At 74.0% G+C, this 18,090-nt stretch carries 13 protein-coding genes and 1 tRNA gene; 8 read left to right on the top strand and 6 right to left on the bottom strand.

All coding sequences use genetic code 11. From position 1 onward, the window contains the following. Positions 1-18: 18 nt before the first annotated feature. The gene (locus tag DEU32_RS07835) at positions 19-744 is read right to left on the bottom strand and encodes a PspA/IM30 family protein (protein WP_114850016.1); all 726 of its coding nucleotides are present in this window, start codon (positions 742-744) and stop codon (positions 19-21) included. Between the two features lie 113 nt (positions 745-857). Then, a complete protein-coding gene (locus DEU32_RS07830; protein ID WP_181819228.1) occupies positions 858-2,786 on the bottom strand; it encodes a YgcG family protein in 1,929 nt (642 codons plus the stop codon). A gap of 309 nt (positions 2,787-3,095) precedes the next feature. Between DEU32_RS07830 and DEU32_RS07825 the strand changes: the two genes are divergently transcribed. Both DEU32_RS07825 and DEU32_RS07820 read left to right on the top strand, forming a co-directional pair. Next, positions 3,096-3,299 carry a hypothetical protein gene (locus DEU32_RS07825; RefSeq protein WP_058729997.1) on the top strand — a complete coding sequence of 68 codons (204 nt, stop codon included), beginning with the start codon at positions 3,096-3,098 and terminating at the stop codon, positions 3,297-3,299. A gap of 31 nt (positions 3,300-3,330) precedes the next feature. Then, entirely contained in the window at positions 3,331-3,978 is a 648-nt protein-coding gene (locus DEU32_RS07820; protein ID WP_114850014.1) for a 4'-phosphopantetheinyl transferase superfamily protein, read from the top strand. A gap of 15 nt (positions 3,979-3,993) precedes the next feature. On the opposite strand, the gene DEU32_RS07815 is transcribed toward DEU32_RS07820, so the two are convergent. The 4 genes from DEU32_RS07815 to DEU32_RS17130 form a co-directional block, all read right to left on the bottom strand. After that, positions 3,994-5,322: a M1 family metallopeptidase gene (locus DEU32_RS07815; protein WP_114850135.1), complete on the bottom strand. Its 1,329-nt coding sequence runs from the start codon at positions 5,320-5,322 to the stop codon at positions 3,994-3,996. Beyond that, a complete protein-coding gene (locus DEU32_RS07810; protein WP_114850013.1) occupies positions 5,319-9,245 on the bottom strand; it encodes a Pls/PosA family non-ribosomal peptide synthetase in 3,927 nt (1,308 codons plus the stop codon). The genes DEU32_RS07815 and DEU32_RS07810 overlap by 4 nt, the downstream gene beginning before the upstream one ends. 135 nt (positions 9,246-9,380) lie before the next feature. Further along, a tRNA-Arg gene (locus DEU32_RS07805) sits at positions 9,381-9,452 on the bottom strand. A 322-nt stretch (positions 9,453-9,774) separates the two neighbouring features. Continuing rightward, positions 9,775-10,353 (bottom strand): hypothetical protein, encoded by a 579-nt coding sequence (locus tag DEU32_RS17130; RefSeq protein ID WP_180225392.1) that lies wholly within the window; start codon positions 10,351-10,353, stop codon positions 9,775-9,777. Positions 10,354-10,424: 71 nt separating this feature from the next. On the opposite strand from DEU32_RS17130, the gene argS reads away from it, so the two are divergent. From argS to thrB, 6 genes are all read left to right on the top strand, one after another. After that, on the top strand, positions 10,425-12,089 hold the full coding sequence (gene argS / locus DEU32_RS07795) for an arginine--tRNA ligase (protein WP_114850012.1): 1,665 nt from the start codon (positions 10,425-10,427) through the stop codon (positions 12,087-12,089). 201 nt (positions 12,090-12,290) lie between these two features. Further along, positions 12,291-13,049, top strand: coding sequence for an LmeA family phospholipid-binding protein (locus DEU32_RS07790; protein WP_058742859.1), 759 nt, complete (start codon positions 12,291-12,293; stop codon positions 13,047-13,049). A 100-nt stretch (positions 13,050-13,149) separates the two neighbouring features. Further along, a complete protein-coding gene (gene lysA, locus DEU32_RS07785) occupies positions 13,150-14,571 on the top strand; it encodes a diaminopimelate decarboxylase (RefSeq protein ID WP_114850010.1) in 1,422 nt (473 codons plus the stop codon). Positions 14,572-14,597: 26 nt separating this feature from the next. Then, positions 14,598-15,917 (top strand): homoserine dehydrogenase, encoded by a 1,320-nt coding sequence (locus DEU32_RS07780; protein ID WP_058742857.1) that lies wholly within the window; start codon positions 14,598-14,600, stop codon positions 15,915-15,917. A gap of 49 nt (positions 15,918-15,966) precedes the next feature. Next, entirely contained in the window at positions 15,967-17,046 is a 1,080-nt protein-coding gene (gene thrC / locus DEU32_RS07775) for a threonine synthase (protein WP_058742856.1), read from the top strand. A gap of 32 nt (positions 17,047-17,078) precedes the next feature. Next, positions 17,079-18,035: a homoserine kinase gene (gene thrB, locus DEU32_RS07770; RefSeq protein WP_058742866.1), complete on the top strand. Its 957-nt coding sequence runs from the start codon at positions 17,079-17,081 to the stop codon at positions 18,033-18,035. Positions 18,036-18,090: the final 55 nt, after the last annotated feature.

Below are 18,090 nucleotides of genomic sequence, written 5' to 3'. Positions count from 1 at the left end.
CCGCACCAGCGTGTCGGGTCAGATCGTCGACGACCCGCCGTTCTTCAGCGCGGCGAGTCGCGCCTCGACCTCGGCGTCCCGGCCGACGTCCTCGAGGCTCTCGAACTGCGCGTCCAGGCTCGACGACTGGAGCTCCTGCTGTCCGAGGACCTTCGCCTCCTCGCGGCGGACCTTCTCCTCGAAGCGGTTGAGGTCGCTCGTCGGGTCGGTGATGTCGATGTTGCCGATGGCGTCGTTCACCTTCGACTGCGCCTCGGCGGTCTTCTGTCGGGCGACGAGCGAGTCGCGCTTGGCCTTGAGCTGCTCGAGCTTCTGCTCCATGCCGGCGAGGCCGGACTTGAGCTTCTCGACCTGCTCGTTCTGGGTGGCGAGCGGGCCCTCGTTGTCCTTGACCTCTTGTTCGGCGGCGATCTGCTTGCCGATGGCGATCTTCGCGAGGTTGTCGAACTTGTCCGCCTCGGCCGTCTTGCCCTCGGCGCGGTACTTGTCCGCGGCCGACGAGGCGTTCGCGGCCTTCTGCCCCCACTCGGTGGCGGCGCGCTTGTCCTCCTCGTGGTCCTGCTCGAGCAGGCGGAGGTTGCCGATCGTCTGCGCGATCGCGGTCTTGGCGTCCGCGATGTTGTTCGTGTAGTCGCGGACGAGCTGGTCCAGCATCTTCTGCGGGTCCTCGGCGTCGTCGATGATCTGGTTCACGTTCGCGCGGATGAGCGCGGAGATCCGGCCGAAGATGGTCTGCTTTGCCATGTGCGTTGCCTTTCCTGGAAGGTCCGTCGGTGGTCTGACTGGTGATCTGGATGGGCGGTCCGGCGGTCTGCCGGGGGAGGTGTCGCTGGGCGGGCGGTGGGGAGTCCCGGAGGTCAGAAGCGGCCGCCGCCGGAGAACCCGCCGCCTCCGCCGCCCCCGCCACCGCCGAAGCCGCCGCCCCCGCCGCCGAAGCCCCCGCCCCCGAAGCCGCCGCCCCCGAACGACCCGCCGCCGAAGCTGCCCCCGCGTCCGCCGAGCAGCCCGCCGAGCACGAGGCCGGTGACCAGCCCGCCGAGCTGCGCGCCGTTGCCGCCGCCGCCCTGCCCCGGCCAGCCGCCCATGTCGTCGTTCGCCGCGTCCATCGCAGCCGCGGCGTACTGCTCCGCCGACCGCGCCGCCTGCACCGCACGTGCGGGGTCGGAGGTGGCGAGGTCGACCGCGTCGTCGAGCGCCCGCTCGGCCTCGGACAGCCGGGTCCGCGCGGTGGTGCCGACGGCGCCGCGTCGCACGGAGATGAAGTCCCGCGCCTGGCTGATCCGTGTCCGCGCGTCCCGCAGGGCGTCGTCGAGCGCACGCTGGGCCCGCGCGCGCTGCTCCTGTTGGCTGCGGGCGGTGGCCAACGCCGCGTCGATGGCCGTGTTCGCCTTCGTCAGGGCGTCGACCGCCGCGATCGGGTCCCGCGGGTCGACCCCCTGCCGGAGCACCGCGTCGGCCTGCGTCGCCGCTGCGGCGAGGGCCGGGTCGCCCGATCGCATCGCGCGCGCCGCGGCGACATCGCCCTCGAGGTCCGCGCGCATCGCCTGCGCGCGGGCGGCGGCCTCGGCGAAGGTCGTCTCCGCGGCGGTCGCACTGCCGGTCAGCTGCTGCACCTGCGCGAGGGCGTGCTGCGCGTCCCGCACGGCGATGACGGCCTCGCCCTTGTCACCGGCGGCGATCGCAGCCGTGGCGGCCCGGGACCGCTCGGTCGCGTAGTCGAGCACCTGCTGCGCCTGGTCGACGTTGTCCGACACCGAGGCCAGGGTCCGGCCGGCGTACGCCCCGCGCACCCGGTCGAGCGCCGTCCGTGCGGCGGCGAGGTCCGCGGGAGCGGCGGCCACCGCGGAGTCGAGCGCCCGTGCCGCGTCCTCGACCCCGTCCTCGAGCGCGCGGAGGCGGTCGAAGGCCTCGGTCTGATGGTCGATCGCCGCGTGCGCCTGCTCGCAGATCGCGATGATCTGGTTCGCCCACTCGGCGCGCTGCTGTGGGGTGTCGGGGACCTCGTCGTCGAGCTGCTGCTGGTACGCGAAGGCCTGGCGGACGGATCGCTTCGCGGCGTCGACGGCCTCGGCGAAGGGCTTCGCTGCGTCGTCGCCGAACTGCGCGGCGGCGAACCCGACCTCTTGCTCGGCGGTCTTGAGCTCGTCGTCGATGGTGACGAGGGCACCGCCCGCGGCCCGCTCGAGTCCCGCGAGCGACTCCTGCTGCGCCCGCGCGGCTGCTGCCGTCCGGCGCTTGTTCCGTGCTCGGACGACGAGCAGCAGGACGAGCAGGCCGACCACGACGACGGCGAGCGCGACCCACAGCCAGGTCAGGTCCGGCGGCGCCTGGCTGGCCACCAAACCGTCCGCGAGCGCGACCGCCGCGCCCGACCAGTTCCCGTCCCGCAGCTGGGGGACCGCGTCCTGCTGGTAGGCGTCCTCGACGTCCGTCGAGGACAGCTCGCCCTCGGTCGTCTGCTGGATGTCCGCGATCCGGTCGTCGACCGCGACCGACAGCACGATGCTGTCCGAGCCGATCTGGTTCCGCTGGATGACCGCATCGCCCCAGGCGGTGTGGTCGGTCGGGTCCGTGAAGGTGGGGACGTAGACGACGTAGAGCTGCGTCCGCGTCTTGTCGTACAGGTCCTGGATCGCCCGCTCGACCTGCGTCCGCTGCCCGCTCGACAGCGCGCCGGCGTCGTCGACCACGTACGCTCCGGCGAGGTCCACCGGCTCGGTGGCGTCCGCGGCGGTCTCGGGAACGAGCACGGGGCCGACGACGAGGCCGACGGCCACCAGTGCCACGCCGAGCCGCGAGCGGAGGCGTCGGCGCCGCCGTTGTCCCCCGACGGAGTCCGCTCTGTGTGACGCCGTCGTCGCGCTCGTCCGGGCGTGGACCGCTCGCATCCGTCCTCCATCCGTCGTCGGGTGTGCCCTGCGACGCACCCCGTGACCGCGCCGAGCAGGCTGCCGTCGCCCCGATGCTATCCACGCTCCTTCGCGGACGGACAGACTTCGGGAGAACCTCGCCGGACGCGCAACCTGGGGAGGGTTTGTCCCCCGGGCGGGGTATGCTGGCGGCCACTGTTCGACGACGAACGGAAGGGGAGCACGATGGAGCGCACGACGAGCACAGAGGTCGTCCCACTGGAGGACGGCTACCACCGCGTCTCGACGCCGGCGAGCGGCGTGATCGGCTTCGTCCGGGAACAGGACGGTCGCTACGAGGTCCTGCGCGGCCGCGTCCGGCAGGCCACCCGGTCCGAGGGTGCCTACAGCACCATGAACGTCGCGCTCATCGCGCTCACGCACGCCTGATCCGCCTGCTCGCCGCGGGTAGGCTCACCGCGTGGTCGCCCGGTCCCGCAACGACGTCAGGTGCGGCGCCGTCGCCGTGACGGTGCGCGTCGTCGCAGCGGATGCGGACACCGCTCGTGTCGGCCGGGAGGCACTGGTCACCGCCGCCGCGTCCGCTGCGGGTGTCGAACCGGTCACCGTGCGCACCGGCCGGTCCTGCCCGACGTGCGGCGCGTCCGACCACGGGCGCCCCTGGGCGGAGGCCGCCGGCGCGGCCGTCCCGGTGAGCCTCGCGCGCACGACCGGCATCGTCGCCGTGGCCGCGCTGCAGGGGACCGCCCGGTCGACGAGGACGACCCTTCCGACCGTCGGCGTCGACGTGGAGCGGGTCTCGCGCGTCGCCGCCGCCCCGCTCGACGCGTCCGGCCCGCGGGAGTCCGCCCGGCTCCGCACGGTGCAGGACCGCGCCGCCGCGTGGGCCGTCACCGAGGCGGTGCTCAAGCGCGACGGCCGCGGGCTCCGCGTCGACCCCGCCCGGGTCGAGGTCGACCTGCGCCGCGGTCGGGCACGGCTCGACGGCCGCTGGCAGCCGGTGACGGTGACCTGGCTCGACGCGGACCTCGTGCTCGCGGTCGCGGCGGGTGGTCTGCCGGTCACGGTCGCCGCGCGGGACGTCCCGTTCAGCGCCGGGGGAGTGTGAGGACCTCGGTGCCGCTCAGACCGGATGGACGACCGGCAGCGCCGGCACCCCGGGCTCGTCGACCCACGGCCCGGTGATCCGTCGCACCGCGTCGACGGGCAGTCCCGCCGCGTCCGCGAGCGCGCCGAGCACGTCCTCGGGCACCACGTTGCCGTGCCGGTACCGGTCGGTGAGCGTCCGCAGCCCCGCGAAGAACCCCTCGTCGCCGACGGTCCGTCGGACGGCGTGCAGGGCGAGGGCGCCGCGCTTGTAGACCCGGTCGTCGAACATGTCCCGCGCGCCCGGCGACGCGACGACGAGGTCCTGCGGCCCGGCGACCAGCGCTTGTCGGTGCTGCGCGGCGAGCACGTCCGCCGAGTCGCCGCCGCGGTGCTCGGACCACAGCCACTCCGCGTAGCAGGCGAAGCCCTCGTGCAGCCAGATGTCCTGCCAGCGGCGGACGGTGAGCGAGTTCCCGAACCACTGGTGCGCGAGCTCGTGCGCGATGAGCCGGTCGGTGCCGTGCTCGCCGTCGACGTGGTTCCGGCCGAACACCGCGAGCCCGTGCGCCTCGAGCGGGATCTCGAGCTCGTCGTCCGTCACCACGAGCCCGTAGGACGAGAACGGGTACGGGCCGAACCGGTCGGCGTAGAGCGCGAGCATCTCGGGCACCTGCCCGAAGTCCGTCCGGACTGCGGACGCCAGGTCCGCCGGGTGGTGCACGGTCACCGGCGGGACGGCACCGCGGAGTCGCGTCGAGCGGTAGCGCCCGATCTGCACGGTCGCCAGGTACGTGGCCATCGGCTCGGTCACCGCGTAGGTCCAGGTCGTGCCGGCGCGGGCCTGCTCACGGCCGAGCAGGTCGCCGTTCGCGACGACGTCGTAGCCGGTCTCGGCGGTGATCTCGAAGCGGTAGGTGGCCTTGTCGTCCGGGCGGTCGTTGCACGGGAACCAGCTCGGGGCACCGGTCGGCTGCGCGGCGACGATGACGCCGTCGGTCAGTTCCTCCCACCCGATCTGGCCCCATGGGCTGCGGAGCGGACGCGGCGCGCCGCGGTAGCGCAGGTGCAGCGTGAACTCGGCGCCGGCGGCGATCGGCTCGGCGGGGGTGACGGTCAGCTTGTGGGTCGACGCGGCGACCTTCGCCGCCCGGACGCCGTCGACGTCCGCACGGTCGACCCGCAGCCCGTGCAGGTCGAGCACGATCCGGTCCAGGGCGACGAGCGCCCGCGCGGTGATCGTCGCCGTCGCGTCGAGCCGGTTGGTCGCGACGCGGTAGCCGAGACGCAGGTCGTGGTGCAGGGCGCTCCACCGACGGTCGCCGCTGTGCGGGGTGTACGGGTCGGCGTCGGGGTTCGGCTTCACGGTGCCGTCGAGTCTGCCACGCCCGGGTCCTCGGCGCGGGCCACCGGCGGGGCGGTCGTCCACGGAGCGATGGGGTTGCCCGACCAGTGCGTGCCGCCGGGGACCTGCTCGCCGCGCATCACGAGCGACGCCGGACCGACGGTCGCGCCGGGGCCGATGCCCGCCGCCGGCAGGACGACGCTGTGCGGGCCGAGGGTCGCGCCGGTGTCCAGGCGGACCGCGTCGAGCTGCATGACCCGGTCGTGGAACAGGTGGGTCTGCACGACGGTCCCGCGCGCGACGGACGCACCGGCGCCGATCTCGACGAGGTCGGCCTCCGGCAGCCAGTACGTCTCGATCCAGGTGCCGCGGCCGATCCGGGCTCCGAGGCTCCGGAGCCACGCGGCCAGGGCCGGCGTCCCCGTGGCCTGCTCCGCGAACCAGGGCCGGGCGACGGTCTCGACGAACGTGTCCTGCACCTCGTTGCGCCACACGAACGACGACCACAGCGGCCGTTCCCTGGCGTCGATCCGCCCGACGAAGACCCACTTCGCGGCCGTCGACACCGCGGCGGCGACGGCGCCCGCGACGATGAGGACCGGACCCGCGAGCAGGACGGTCCAGACGAGCCCGACCGAGGACCACAGCGCGAGCAGCGACCCCGCGACGCCGAGCGCGATCGCGGCGGACACCATCGGGGCCACGAGTCGGAGCAGTTCCCAGAGCCCCCGCGCGACCTTCAGGCGGCGCGGCGGACGGAAGGTGCGCTCCTCGTCGAACTCGGTCGTCGCCCGGCGCAGTCGGACCGGCGGCGATCCGAGCCACGACGAGCCGCGCTTGGCCTTCTTCGGCACCGCGGAGAGCACCGCGACCAGGGCCTCGCGGGGGACCGAGCGGCCGGCCCCGGTCATGCCGGAGTTGCCGAGGAACGCGCGCCGCCCGACCTTCGACCGCCCGATCCGGACGTACCCGCCGCCGAGCTCGTACGTCGCGACCATGGTGTCGTCGGCGAGGAACGCCCCCGACGCGATCTGCGTGAGCGAGGGGATGAGGAGCACGGTCGAGATCTCGGTGTCCCGACCGACCCTCGCCCCGAGCACCCGGAGCCACAGCGGCGTGACGAGCGAGGCGTACAGGGGGAACAGCAGGGTCCGTGCGGCGTCGAGCACCCGTTCGGTGCACCACGCCTGCCACCCGGTCCGGGACCGCACCGGGTACCGGCCCTCGCGGAGGCCGATGCCGAGCAGCCGGACGGCGGCGACCACGAGCCCGGCGTACACGGCACCCGCGACGAGCGTGGCGAGCGGGACGGCCGCCAGGCCGTGCAGCACGGCGGACCCGATCGTGTCCGCCCGTCCGACCAGGCCCGCGGCGACCGTCACGCCGGCCGCGACGCCGACGACGGGCAGCCCCGCGACGACGACGGAGCCGACCCCGTACGCGACGAGCCAGCGCCTGCGGGACGGCGGTCGTGCCTCCCGGCCGTGCCGTGCCGAGCCGACGCGTTCCGCCGGCGAACCCGCCCAGCGCTCCCCGTCGGGGACCCGGCCGGAGACGGCGGAGCCGGCCTCGACCTCGGCTCTCGCGCCGACGTGCGCGCCCGGGAGCAGCGTCGAGCGGCTGTGCACGACCGCGTCGGCGTCGACCCGGACCCGGCCGAGACGGAACACGTCGCCGTCGACCCAGTGCCCGGCGAGGTCGACCTCGGGTTCGATCGACGCCCGTCTGCCGATCGTCAGCATGCCGGTCACCGGCGGGAGCGTGTGCAGGTCGACGCCCTGCCCGATCCGGGCGCCGAGCGCGCGGGCGTAGTAGCTGATCCACGGCGCGCCGGACGTCGAGGGGCCGTCGACGGCCTCGGCGATGCGCTCCGCGAGCCAGACGCGCACGTGCACCGAGCCGCCACGGGGGTGGTCGCCCGGGCGGACGCCGAGCAGGACGAGCCGGGCGAGCACGACCGTGAGCGCCATCTTGCCCACGGGGGTGACGAACACCGCGAGCGCGAGCACGAGGGCCCACCAGGGCAGCGACGGCAGGGCGGGGAACGCCGTCGCGTGCAGGACGCTCGACGCGAGCGCCGTCCAGGTCGTGACCCGCAGCCCGCGGAGGACCTGCACCGGCAGGCCGAGCACCGTCAGCAGCAGCCCGGTCGTCGGCGGGACCGGACGGACGGGGCGCCGGGCGGCGGCGACCGGCCCGGCGTCGTCGAGCGCCTCGGCCAGCGCGCCGATCCGCGGATGGTCGTACACGTCGGCGACGGTCGTCGTCGGGAAGCGTTCGCGGATGGCCGAGACGAGCTGCGCCGCGGTCAGCGAGCCACCGCCGTGCGCGAAGAAGTCGTCGTCGACGCTCGTCACCGGGACACCGAGGATCGCCGCCCACCGCTCGGCGATCCACGCGACGGTGTCCGGCAGCAGGGCGGTGTCGGTGGCGCCGGGGAGCGGCCAGGGGAGCGCGGCACGGTCGACCTTGCCCGAGGTGCGGGTCGGCAGGGCGTCGACGACGGCGAGGAGCGGCACGAGTGCGGCGGGCAGCTCCTGCCGCAGGCGGTCGTTCGCGGCGGCGGTGTCGATCGTCGCGCCGGCGACCGGGGCGACGTACCCGACGAGCACCTGGTTCCCCGCGGGGGTGCGCTGCACGACGGCGGCACCGCCCGCGACGCCGTCCAGGCCCTGCAGTGCGGCGTCCACCTCGCCGAGCTCGATCCGGCGACCGCCGAGCTTGACCTGGTCGTCCGCGCGGCCCTGGAACACCAGGCCCTCGGGCTCGTACCGCACGAGGTCCCCGCTCCGGTACGCCCGGTCCCACCCGAGCTCCGGGAAGGGTGCGTACTTCTCGGCGTCCTTCGCCGGGTCGAGGTACCGGCCGAGTCCGACGCCCCCGATGACGAGCTCGCCGACGCCGCCGGGGGCGACGCGCTGCCCGTGCTCGTCGACGACGGCGAGGTCCCAGCCGTCCAGGGGCAGGCCGATCCGGACGGGCTGGCTGCCGTCCATCAGGGACCCGCATGCCACGACGGTGGCCTCGGTCGGGCCGTAGGTGTTCCAGAGCTCGCGGTCCCGGGACGCGATGCGGGCGGCGAGCTCGGGCGGGCAGGCCTCGCCGCCGAAGATGACGAGCCGCACCTGCTCGAGGGCGTCGTCGGGCCAGAGCGCCGCGAGGGTCGGCACGGTCGAGACGATCGTGATGGTGTGCGCGATGAGCCAGGGCCCGAGGTCGACCCCGGTCCGGACGAGCGACCGCGGCGCGGGGACCAGGCACGCCCCGTGTCCCCACGCGAGCCACATCTCCTCGCAGGACGCGTCGAACGCGACGCTCAGCCCGGCGAGGACCCGGTCGCCCGGGCCGATCGGGGCGTCCTGCAGGAACATCCGCGCCTCGGCGTCGACGAACGCTGCCGCGGAGCGGTGGGTCACGGCGACGCCCTTGGGGACACCGGTCGAACCGGAGGTGAAGATGATCCACGCGTCGTCGTCCACCGTCGGAGCGGCCGCACGTGCGCCTGGGTCGACGACCGGCGAGGGGTCGGCGTCGGGCGCGCCGGAGGTCCGCAGGACGCCGCCCGCCCCGATCACACCGACGACCCCGGCCTCGCCGAACACGAGCGCCGCCCGCTCCTCGGGGTCGTCGGCGTCGACGGGGACGTACGCGGCGCCGGCGGCGAGCACCGCGAGGATCGACACGTACAGGTCCCGACCGCCGGACGGGATGCGGATGCCGACGCGGTCGCCGCGGCGCACCCCGCGCGTGGCGAGGTCGTCGGCCCGCGCGGCGACGAGGTCGAGCAGGGTCGCGTAGTCGACGGTCCCGGCGGGGTCCTCGAGCGCGAGGGTGTCCGGGGTCGCGGCCGCGGTCGCCCGCAGGACGTCGAGCAGGGTGCGCGGGTCGGGCGCATGCGTGCCGCGGGCGAGGGGTGCCTGGGTGTCCGAGGTGCCGGTGCTCATCGGCGCGGATCATAGTGACGCCGGGTGTCGCGCCGGCAAACCATGACGCCGACCGTGCTCTGAGTGGAGGAGAGCGCCGGAACGAGAAGAGCCCCGGCGGTGAGGCCGGGGCTTCTGACTGTGCTGCGTTTCCTGTGCCCCCAGGAGGATTCGAACCTCCGCCCCTGCCTCCGGAGGGCAGTGCTCTATCCCCTGAGCTATGGGGGCTCGTGGGCGAGACCAACCGTAGCAGGTCTGCGCACCGCACCAGGACAGCGCGTGTCGCGTCGCACCGGACGGGAGGCACGGTGCGGGCCCGCCCCGCGCCTCCCGTCCGCTGCCGGGTCGCATCGGACGCGCCTCCCGTCCGCTGCCGGGTCGCGTCGGACGCGCCTCCCGTCCGCTGCCGGGTCGCGTCGGACGCGCCTCCCGTCCGCTGCCGGGTCGCGTCGGACGCGCCTCCCGTCCGCTGCCGGATCGCGTCGGACGCGCCGCCCGTCCGCTGCCGGGTCGCGTCGGACGTGGGCCGGCGGCCGGGCGTGCCGTCCCGTCAGTCGGCCGGGGCCGCCGAGGCGCTCGGCTCGAGTGCCGCGTGCACGGCGTCGACGACGGGCTGCGCGCCGCCGGGCTCCGTGAACAGGGTCGACTCGGTGGTGATCCAGTACGGGTCGGGGAACGCGTCCGCGCGCCCGACGCCGTCGGTCAGGGCGAAGTAGCCCTCGACGCGGTAGGTCGGCACCGAGCCGCCGCGCTCGTACAGGGCGTCCTTCAGTGTCGTGAGCGACTTCTCAGGCAGGTGGGCGACGGCGAGCGTCACCGTGGTGGCGGGGTCGTCGGTCGCGACGAAGCGGCACACGCGACCGCGCTGGCGCTCGATGGTGGCCGCCGGCGTGCCCTTCGCGGGCGTCCAGGACGTGTCCTGCGTGAACGTCCTGCCGTACACCTGCAGCGCCGACGCGGGGAGCAGGTCGGTGCAGCTCTGCGCCACGCGCTGCCCGATCGGTCCGGCGCTCGCACTGGCGCTGGGGGAGCCGCCGCCGGACCCGCCCGTGCACGCCGTGAGGGCGAGGGACGCGGTCACGCTGAGGACGGCGACGGTGATCGCCCGGGCACGGCTGCGGGTGGTCATCCGGACATGATGGTGCACGCGACCAGACGCGGGCCAGGAGCCGCCTGGACGTCCCGGTAGGATCGACCCTCGTGACTCCTGCCGAACTCTCCGCCGCGTACCTGTCGATCCTGACCGGGATCGTCGAGCGACGAGGCGCGTCCGACACCGTGACCGTCGGGGAGTCGCACGTCGCGCTCGAACGGCCGAAGAACCGCGCACACGGCGACTGGGCCTCGAACGCGGCGATGCAGCTCGCGAAGCGCCTCGGCACGAACCCGCGCGAGCTCGCGACGGAGATCGCGGGCGAGCTGTCCGAGCTCGACGGTGTCGCGTCCGTCGACGTCGCCGGACCCGGCTTCATCAACATCACGCTCGAGGCAGCGGCCGCGGGGGAGATCGCCCGCACGATCGTCGACGGGGGTTCGTCCTTCGGGCACGGCAACCTGTACGACGGCGTCCGCATCGACCTCGAGTTCGTGTCCGCCAACCCGACCGGCCCGATCCACATGGGCGGCGTCCGTTGGGCCGCGGTCGGCGACAGCCTGGCGCGCGTGTTCGCCGCGCAGGGCGGCCTCGTCACCCGCGAGTACTACTTCAACGACCACGGCGCGCAGATCGACCGCTTCGCCCGGTCCCTCGTCGCGTCCGCGCTCGGGGAGCCCACGCCCGAGGACGGCTACGGCGGCGCCTACATCAGCGAGATCGCCGCCCGCGTGCTGTCGACGTACGACGGCGACGTGCGCGACCTGCCCCGCGACGAGGCGCAGGAGCTGTTCCGCCGCGAAGGCGTCGACTTCATGTTCGCCGACATCAAGCAGTCGCTGCACGACTTCGGCGTCGACTTCGACGTGTACTTCCACGAGAACTCGCTGCACGAGTCGAAGGCCGTCGAGCGCGCCATCGAGCGCCTGCAGTCGCTCGGGATGATGTACGAGGCCGAGGGGGCGCTCTGGCTCCGCACGACCGACTTCGGCGACGACCGGGACCGCGTCGTCATCAAGTCCGACGGCGACCCCGCGTACATCGCCGGTGACCTGGCGTACTACCTCGACAAGCGCGAGCGGGGGTTCGAGCGGAACCTCATCATGCTCGGCGCGGACCACCACGGCTACGTCGGTCGGATGATGGCGATGTGCGCGGCGTTCGGCGACGAGCCGGGCACGAACCTCGAGATCCTCATCGGCCAGATGGTCAACCTGCTCAAGGACGGCCAGCCGTTCCGGATGTCGAAGCGCAACGGCACGATCGTGACGATGGAGGACCTCGTCGACGCCGTCGGTGTGGACGCCGGCCGGTACGCCCTCGTGCGGTTCGCCAGCGACACCGCGATCGACATCGACCTCGACCTGCTCACCAAGCGGACGAACGACAACCCGGTCTTCTACGTGCAGTACGCCCACGCCCGCACGCAGTCGGTGGCGCGCAACGCCGCCGCCTCCGGGGTGGACCGCTCGGCGTTCGACGCCTCGCTGCTCACCCACGACACCGAGGGTGCACTCCTCGGTGCCCTCGCGGAGTACCCGCGGGTCGTCCGGCAGGCCGCGGAACTGCGCGAGCCGCACCGCATCGCGCGGTACATCGAGCAGCTCGCGGGGCTGTACCACCGCTGGTACGACGCCTGCCGCGTGACGCCGCTCGGCGACGAGGCCGTGACCGACCTGCACCGCACCCGCCTCTGGCTGAACGACGCCACCGGCCAGGTCGTCCGCAACGGCCTGGGGCTGCTCGGCGTCTCCGCTCCCGAGCGCATGTAGCGCGGCCCCGCCCCGGATCGAACCACGGAACCGACGTCGAACCAGCCCCCGCGGCTGGTTCGACGTCGGTTTCCTGGTTCGACACGCGCCCGCCCCCGCCCGACCGCACACCGGCCAGCCGCGCGCCCGCCGCAGCCGACGCGCCGGGCCGCACCCGTGCCTCCAGGCCGGCTGCCGGGGGACCCTGGCAGGGTGGGACGCATGTCCGTCGCCCCCGCACCCGCCCGGAAGCGCCGTCGCTGGCCGATCGTCCTCGTCGTGCTCCTCGTCGTGCTGGCCGCGCTCGCGGTCGTCGCCGAGTTCGTCCTGCGCGGCGTGGTGGACCGCACGATCGCCGACCAGGTCGAGCAGTCCCTGCCCGACGGCACGACCGGCGAGGTCACTGCCCACGCCGAGGGCATCGTCCTGCCGCAGCTGATCGCCGGGACGCTCGACCGGGTGGACATCTCGTCGGACCGGATCACGGTCGACGGCGTCCCGCTCGCGGCGGACGTCACCGTGCACGACGTCCCGGTCGACGGCAAGGGCGACGTCCGGGACGTCGACGGGCACGTGACGCTCGCCGCCTCGAGCGTGAAGGACCTGGCGAAGTACAGCCCGCTGTTCGACCGGCTCCGGCTCGTCGACGGCGGGGTCGAGCTCTCCGGCTCCACCGCGGTGCTCGGCTACGACATCTCGTACGCGGCCACCGGCGATGTCGTGGCGCAGCCCGACGGCCGCGGCGTGACGATCACGCCGCAGACGGTCCGGATCACGAACTCGGCGCTCGGGCTCAAGGTGGACTCCATCCCCGGCGTGACCGACGTGCCCGTGACGGTCTGCACGGCGCAGTTCCTGCCGGAGCAGCTGCGGGTCCGCTCGCTCGACATCACCGGGTCGGACGCGACGGTGCGGGTCACGGCCGACCGGCTGCCGCTCACGGAGCAGGGACTGCAGACCGTGGGGACCTGCAGCAGCTGACGGCGCGGGGGGAGTCGCGTCCCGTCGCGGCGCGTGTCGGCGCGCCGCGGCCCGTAACAGCGGACTGGAGGCTCGTCCCGGCTCGCTAGGATCGGGTCCCGTGAGCGAGAACCCCCTTGCCCCGCCGCGGCTGCGGGTCCCCGACGACGCCTCCGCGCTGAGCGCGCGCATCTGGCCTGCGTCCGCGACGCGGACCGACGACGGCTCGCTCGCGATCGGCGGCGTCGCCGCCGCCGACCTGATCGCGCAGTACGGCACGCCGCTCTACGTCGTCGACGAGCGCGACGTGCAGTCCCGTGCCGTCCGCGTCCGCACCGCGTTCGACGACGCCTTCGGCCGGATCGGCACCCGGGCGCACGTCTACTACGCCGCGAAGGCGTTCCTCACGACCCAGGTCGCCGCGTGGATGGCCGAGGCCGACCTCCGCGTCGACGTCTGCACGGGCGGGGAGCTCGCGGTCGCCCTGGCCGGCGGCGTCGACCCGGCACGCCTGGGCTTCCACGGCAACGACAAGTCCGACGCCGAGATCGCCCGCGCGGTCGAGGTCGGCCTCGGCACGATCGTGCTCGACAGCCACGAGGAGATCGGCCGCGTCGCCCGTGCCGCGGCGGACGCCGGGACCGTGCAGCGCGTCCGGATCCGGATCAACAGCGGCGTCCACGCATCGACGCACGAGTACCTGGCGACCGCGCGCGAGGACCAGAAGTTCGGCATCCCGCTGACCGAGGCCGTCCAGGCCGCCGCAGCCGTGCGCGCGGAGCCGAGCCTGGCGTTCGTCGGTCTGCACTCGCACATCGGCTCGCAGATCTTCGACGAGTCGGGCTTCCGCGAGGCCGCCCGCCGTCTGATGGACGTGCACGCCGAGCTCGTGCAGTCCGGTCCGGTGCCGGAGCTGAACCTCGGCGGCGGTTGGGGGATCGACTACACCGAGGCGGACGAGGCGTTCGCCCCGGAGGACGTCGCCGAGGCCCTCGCCACCATCGTCGCCGAGGCCTGCGCCGAGCGGGACATCCCGGTGCCGGAGATCGCGGTCGAGCCCGGCCGCTACATCGTCGGCCCCGCGGGCGTCACGCTCTACCGCGTCGGCACGATCAAGCCGGTCGCGCTCGAGACCGAGGACGGCGCGACCGCCACGCGCACGTACGTCTCGGTCGACGGCGGCATGAGCGACAACGCCCGTCCCGCGCTGTACGGCGCCGACTACACCGCCCGGCTCGCCCGCACCTCGGACGCCCCGGCCGTCCTGACGCGCGTCGTCGGCAAGCACTGCGAGTCGGGCGACATCGTCGTGCACGACGAGTACCTGCCCGGCGACGTGCACCGAGGCGACCTGCTCGCCGTCGCGGCCACCGGTGCCTACTGCTGGGCGCTGTCGAGCAACTACAACCACGTGGGCCGCCCGCCGGTCGTCGCGGTGGCGGACGGCGCTGCCCGTACCCTGGTCCGGGGCGAGTCGATCGACGACCTCCTCGCCCGCGACACCGGGGTCGTCCCCGCGCCCGCAGCCGGCGCGGCCGGATGACCCGAGAACGACAGGACCCGCACCAGATGATCGAATACCGCAACGTCCGCGTCGCGCTGCTCGGAGCCGGCTCGGTCGGCTCCCAGGTGGCCCGGCTGCTCCTGGAGCACGGCGACGAGCTCGCCTCCCGTGCCGGCGCCGGCCTCGAGCTCGTGGGCATCGCGGTCCGCGACACCGACGCGCCTCGGGACGTCGACCTGCCGAAGGAGCTCTTCACGACGGACGCGGCGTCGCTCATCCTCGGCGCGGACATCGTCGTCGAGCTCATCGGCGGCATCGAGCCCGCGCGCACGCTCGTCCTGCAGGCGCTGCAGTCCGGCGCCGACGTCGTCACGGGCAACAAGGCGCTCCTCGCCACGCACGGCCCGGAGCTCTTCGCCGCGGCGGAGCAGGTCGGCGCGCAGCTCTACTACGAGGCCGCCGTCGCCGGGGCGATCCCGATCATCCGGCCGCTGCACGACTCGCTCGCGGGTGACCGCATCGAGCGGATCATGGGCATCGTCAACGGCACGACCAACTTCATCCTCGACCTGATGGACCGCGAGGGCGCGACGTTCGAGGACGCCCTGGCCACGGCGACCGAGCTCGGGTACGCCGAGGCCGACCCGACCGCCGACGTCGAGGGCTACGACGCAGCGCAGAAGGCCGCCATCCTCGCGTCGCTCGCGTTCCACACCTCGGTCCCGCTCGCCGCCGTGCACCGCGAGGGCATCACCTCGGTCACGATCGAGCAGGTCCGGGCCGCGCGCAAGGCCGGCTACGTCGTGAAGATCCTCGCGACGGCCGAGCGCCTGACCGACGCGCAGGGCGTCGAGGGCGTCAGCGCCCGGGTGTACCCGGCGCTCGTCCCGGAGTCGCACCCCCTGGCGAGCGTGCACGGCGCGAAGAACGCCGTGTTCGTCGAGGCCGAGGCGGCCGGCGACCTCATGTTCTACGGCGCGGGTGCCGGCGGCGTCGAGACGGCGTCCGCGGTGCTCGGCGACCTGGTGTCCGCCGCCCGTCGCCACGTCATCGGCGGCCCCGGGATCGCCGAGTCGACGCAGTCGGCGCTGCCGGTCTTCCCGATCGGCTCGGTGAGCACGCGCTACCAGATCACGTTGCACGTCGCGGACGCCCCTGGCGTGCTCTCCACCGTCGCCGGCGTCCTCGCCGACCACGGCGTCAGCGTCGAGACCGTCGAGCAGACCGCCGCCACCGACCCGGGTGACGGCACGGCCGGCACCGCGAACCTCGTGATCGGCACGCACCTCGCCCGCGAGTCCGCCCTGGCCGACACGGTCCGGGCCCTCCGTGACGAGGACGTCGTCGTCGAGGTGACGAGCGTGCTCCGCGTCGTCGGCGCCTGACCGTCACCCCACCGCCCCCGACTGCAACACACCGAACAAGGAGAGCCTGATGGCCCACCAGTGGCAGGGAGTCCTGCGCGAGTACGCTGATCGTCTCGACGTGACCGAGACGACGCCGATCGTCACCCTCGGCGAGGGCGGGACCCCGCTCATCCCGGCTCGTCGTCTGTCGGAGCGCACCGGCGCCGAGGTCTACGTGAAGTACGAGGGCATGAACCCGACCGGCTCCTTCAAGGACCGCGGCATGACCATGGCGATCTCGAAGGCCGTCGAGCACGGTGCGAAGGCCGTCATCTGCGCCTCGACCGGCAACACGAGCGCGTCGGCCGCCGCCTACGCCACGCACGCGGGGATCACCGCGGCGGTGCTCGTGCCCGAGGGCAAGATCGCCATGGGCAAGCTCAGCCAGGCCGTCGCGCACGACGGCCAGCTGCTGCAGGTGCAGGGCAACTTCGACGACTGCCTCGACATCGCGCGCGACCTCGCCGCGAACTACCCGGTGCACCTCGTCAACTCGGTCAACAACGACCGCATCGAGGGGCAGAAGACCGCCGCGTTCGAGGTCGTCGACGTCCTCGGTGACGCGCCGGACTTCCACTTCCTGCCCGTCGGCAACGCCGGCAACTACACGGCGTACTCCCGCGGCTACCGCGAGGACGTCGCGGCCGGCCGGTCGACGAAGATGCCGCGCATGTTCGGCTTCCAGGCCGCCGGGTCAGCCCCGATCGTCCGCGGCGAGGTCGTCCCGAACCCGGACACCATCGCGTCGGCGATCCGCATCGGCAACCCGGCCTCGTGGCAGTACGCGCTCGAGGCCCGGGACGAGACCGACGGCTACTTCGGTGCGATCACCGACGAGGCGATCCTCGCCGCGCACCGCATCCTGTCCGCCGAGGTCGGCGTCTTCGTCGAGCCCGCGTCCGCGATCGGCGTGGCCGGACTGCTCGAGCGTGCCGACGCCGGCATCGTGCCCAAGGGTGCGAAGGTCGTCATCACGGTGACCGGACACGGCCTCAAGGACCCGCAGTGGGCCCTCCGCACGCCGGACGGCGGCGAGGTCGCCCCGACGAGCGTCCCGGTCGACACGAAGTCGGTCGCCGACGTGCTCGGACTGGTCGGCTCCGCGTGAGCGTCGACCGCTCGTCCGGGCCGGGGGAGGGCATGACCGCCCGCAACGCTGTACCGGCCGGACGGGCGGTCCGCGTGCGCGTCCCGGCGACCTCCGCGAACCTCGGCCCGGGGTTCGACTCCCTGGGGCTCGCGCTGTCGCTCTACGACGAGGTCGTCGTCCGGGTCCGTCCGGAGCCGGGCGCGACCGTCACGGTCGAGGGCGTCGGTGCCGGCGAGGTCGCGACGGACGACGCGAACCTGGTCGTCCGGGCCGTCCGCCGTGGCCTCGAGCACGCCGGAGTGGCCCAGCCCGGGCTCGAGCTGCACGCCGTCAACGCGATCGCGCACGGGCGCGGCATGGGTTCGTCCGCCGCGGCGATCGTCGCCGGGCTCATGGCCGCCCGCGGACTCCTCGAGGGGATCGTCGACCTCGACGCATCGACCCTGCTGTCGCTCGCCACCGAGATGGAGGGGCACCCCGACAACGTCGCCCCGGCCCTGTTCGGCGGTCTGACGATCGCGTGGATGACGCCAGAGGGCCCCGCGTACAAGCGGCTGCTCGTCCACCGCGGTGTCTCGCCGGTGGTCTTCGTGCCGACCTCGACGCTGTCGACGAAGCTCGCGCGGTCCCTGCAACCCGCGAGCGTGCCGCACGAGGACGCCGCGTTCAACGTGTCGCGGTCCGCCCTGCTCGTCGCCGCGCTCATCCAGAGCCCCGAGCTGCTGCTCGCCGCGACCGAGGACCGCCTGCACCAGTCGTACCGGGCGAGCGCGATGCCCGAGACGGACGCGCTCATCGGTCTCCTCCGGCAGCAGGGCCTCGCCGCGGTCGTCTCCGGCGCGGGACCGAGCCTGCTCGTCCTGGGCAGCGACCCGGCGCAGCGCCTGACGGCCGCGGACCTGGTGGCGCGACACGCGCAGTCCGACTGGCGGGCCCTCATGCTGGCCGTGGACCTGGGTGGTGCTACAGTGGTTCCGCACTCGGCGCTCGAAGCCGATCCCGCGTAGGCGCAAGGACTGCTCCTCACCAGCGCAGGGTCCGGTGCGCGGGGGCACTCTCTTT

It is taken from the genome of Curtobacterium sp. AG1037 (genome assembly GCF_003349855.1).
Taxonomy (GTDB): domain Bacteria; phylum Actinomycetota; class Actinomycetes; order Actinomycetales; family Microbacteriaceae; genus Curtobacterium; species Curtobacterium citreum.
Note: the sequence above shows the minus strand (reverse complement) of the source record. Positions and strands in the feature narration are given on the sequence as shown.

What these genes read in the sequence shown, in the direction of transcription:
- DEU32_RS07835 (WP_114850016.1), bottom strand. Translation starts at nt 744, where the DNA reads ATGGCAAAGCAGACCATCTTCGGCCGGATCTCCGCGCTCATCCGCGCG.
- DEU32_RS07825 (WP_058729997.1), top strand. Translation starts at nt 3,096, where the DNA reads ATGGAGCGCACGACGAGCACAGAGGTCGTCCCACTGGAGGACGGCTAC.
- DEU32_RS07810 (WP_114850013.1), bottom strand. Translation starts at nt 9,245, where the DNA reads ATGAGCACCGGCACCTCGGACACCCAGGCACCCCTCGCCCGCGGCACG.
- DEU32_RS17130 (WP_180225392.1), bottom strand. Translation starts at nt 10,353, where the DNA reads ATGACCACCCGCAGCCGTGCCCGGGCGATCACCGTCGCCGTCCTCAGC.
- DEU32_RS07790 (WP_058742859.1), top strand. Translation starts at nt 12,291, where the DNA reads ATGTCCGTCGCCCCCGCACCCGCCCGGAAGCGCCGTCGCTGGCCGATC.
- DEU32_RS07780 (WP_058742857.1), top strand. Translation starts at nt 14,598, where the DNA reads ATGATCGAATACCGCAACGTCCGCGTCGCGCTGCTCGGAGCCGGCTCG.
- thrC (WP_058742856.1), top strand. Translation starts at nt 15,967, where the DNA reads ATGGCCCACCAGTGGCAGGGAGTCCTGCGCGAGTACGCTGATCGTCTC.
- thrB (WP_058742866.1), top strand. Translation starts at nt 17,079, where the DNA reads ATGACCGCCCGCAACGCTGTACCGGCCGGACGGGCGGTCCGCGTGCGC.